Origin of the sequence: Microaerobacter geothermalis (assembly GCF_021608135.1) — a bacterium.
Taxonomy (GTDB): Bacteria; Bacillota; Bacilli; order DSM-22679; family DSM-22679; genus Microaerobacter; species Microaerobacter geothermalis.
Window position 1 is genome coordinate 1 of record NZ_JAKIHL010000075.1, and the last position, 2,469, is coordinate 2,469.

The 2,469-nt window shown below is 44.9% G+C and carries 1 protein-coding gene and 1 pseudogene; both read left to right on the top strand.

Features of this window, described 5'->3' with window-relative positions; translation table 11 throughout:
• Nucleotides 1–169: 169 nt before the first annotated feature.
• A pseudogene (locus L1765_RS15775) lies at nucleotides 170–1,398 on the top strand (IS110 family RNA-guided transposase).
• Nucleotides 1,399–1,466: 68 nt separating this feature from the next.
• Complete coding sequence (locus L1765_RS15780) at nucleotides 1,467–2,261, top strand: transposase (protein WP_236408428.1); 795 nt, start codon at nucleotides 1,467–1,469, stop codon at nucleotides 2,259–2,261.
• Nucleotides 2,262–2,469: the final 208 nt, after the last annotated feature.

The window sequence follows — 2,469 nt, forward strand, 5'->3', positions numbered from 1 at the left end:
GGTAAGTCGTAAATCTTTATGGTGGTAGCAATATCAGACCCCGCGAACTAAACGGACAGCATCGATCATTGAGCACAAATTCCTGTTGCTGCGAGCACGAATATCAAATTACTGTTTGTCTCTGATCGAAGCGAACCCTGTTCAATTTTTTATGAAAGAAGGGTGCTTTATGCAAGACTTAATTCCATGTTGTGCCGGGTTAGACGTTCACAAGGAAACAGTCGTGGCGACCGTCATTAATGGGACATTAAGTAAAAGTCCCATTACGGTGACAGAAACGTTTGGTACAATGACTTCGGATTTATTGGCTTTGAGTGATTGGTTAACGAACCATGGCTGTACTCATGTCGCGATGGAAAGTTCCGGAATCTATTGGAAGCCAGTGTATAACATTCTTGAACCTGATTTTGAAGTGATGGTTGTGAATGCTAGACACATCAAACATGTTCCGGGACGAAAAACAGACGTTAAGGACAGTGAATGGATCGCTCAGCTTCTTCGCAAAGGGCTGCTTAAAGCCAGTTTTATTCCTCCGAAGCCGTTTCGAGAACTTCGGGACCTAACCCGCTATCGTAAAAAATTAATTCATCAACGCACGGCGGAACGCAATCGAATTCTAAAGTTTCTGGAAGACGCCAACATTAAAGTGGGCTCGGTATTGTCAGATGTCTTTGGAGTTTCCGGCTTACGAATTCTCAAGGCATTACTGAACAACGAATCGCTCACAGCCAAGGAATTAGAAGAGATGGTTCATGGGAATGTAAAGCCCAAAATCGCCAAACTTCTAAAAGCACTCCAAGGAACCTTAACTGAACACCATCGCTTTCTGCTGAATACTATCCTAACTCACCTCGAATCATTGGAAGCCTGTATTTTGAGTGTAGAGACTAAGATCGATGAGGCACTAGCTACTTATAATGAGCTGGTTGAGCGACTGGATGCCATTCCAGGAGTTGATCGGAACGTAGCTGCTGTAATTATTGCAGAGATCGGAATCGATATGACCAAGTTTCCGACAGCCCAGCATCTTGCTTCATGGGCAGGTGTATGTCCCGGTAATCATGAGAGTGCTGGTAAAAAAAAAGTACACGCACAACCAAAGGGGATCAGGCAATAAAAACAGCATTATGTCAGGCCGCTCATGCAGCTAGTAAAACCAGAACGTATTTAGGTTCCAAGTATTGGGCGCTTAGTAGACGACGAGGCCAGAAAAAGGCCACTATAGCCATTGCTCATAAGATCTTAGTCATTGTCTATCACATCCTGTTAAACCGTGATCACTATAAAGAGTTAGGTGTAGACTTTTTACAGGAGCGAAACCAGGATCGAATGGAAGGATATTTAATCGCTAAAGTACGTCAATTAGGCTACGAAGTTCAGAAGAATCCAGCACAATAACTACTGGAAACATTTACAACGATTATCCCGGGCATCCCTATACCCATTTTTTGCTGGGAATTGGTTCCATGCACTTGACATTTTTAGATCAGTATGCCCAGGGAGGGAATTATTTTCATATCAAATGGTTTGGCTATAAACTGCATTTAGTGGTAGATGCAACGTATGAACTGCCGGTGACATTCAAGCTCACAAAAGCCTCTGCTTCGGATATAACCGAAGGGCATGCATTGCTAAGCCAGATGCAGGAAAGACAACCGGAAATCTTGAAAACAGCCGAAACGTTGGCAGCAGATCGCGGCTATGACGATACAAAGCTGCTCGTTAGGTGTTGGGATGAGTACCAAATCAAGCCAGTGATCGATATTCGCAACATGTGGAAGGATGCTGACAAAACGCGTGTGTTGGAAGGCAAAGAAAATGTGGTCTATGACTACAAGGGAACGGTTTCCTGTGTTTGTCCAGAGACGGGAACGCAGCGCGAAATGTGTAATGGTGGTTTCGAAAAAGACCGTGACACCTTAAAGAAACTTTGCCCGGCCAAGCAATTCGGCATTGAGTGCAAAGGGCAAGTACAGTGCCCGGTAGCGCAAGGGATTCGCATCCCACTAGCGGTAGACCGTAGAATTTTTACTCCGATTGACCGAGCCAGCTACAAATGGGAAAAAGAATATGGTAAGCGAACAGCAGTGGAACGCGTGAACAGCCGACTAGATGTTTCGTTCGGCTTTGAACTGCACACCATCCGAGGAATGACAAAAATGAAGATGCGGTGCGGACTTGCGCTATGCGTCATGCTGGCCATGGCACTGGGGCGGATTAAAGAAAACCAAGCCGAGAAGATGCGAAGCTTGGTGGCGTAAAGAAGATATCCACATCTGGATAACACCGAAAAACTCATCCACAGATCAATTTTGTGGATAACAGGATTCGTGCGCCCTTTTACGACCCCGGTTCACTGTCATGCACTTGCATCCGCGTCGATTATACAGTAAAAACGTCTCAAGCCACTAAACTGACCTAATTATTTCGCGGCTACCAATCACAAAAAAAGCACATCGCAAAAAGCTC

What these genes read in the sequence shown, in the direction of transcription:
- L1765_RS15780 (WP_236408428.1), top strand. Translation starts at nt 1,467, where the DNA reads ATGCACTTGACATTTTTAGATCAGTATGCCCAGGGAGGGAATTATTTT.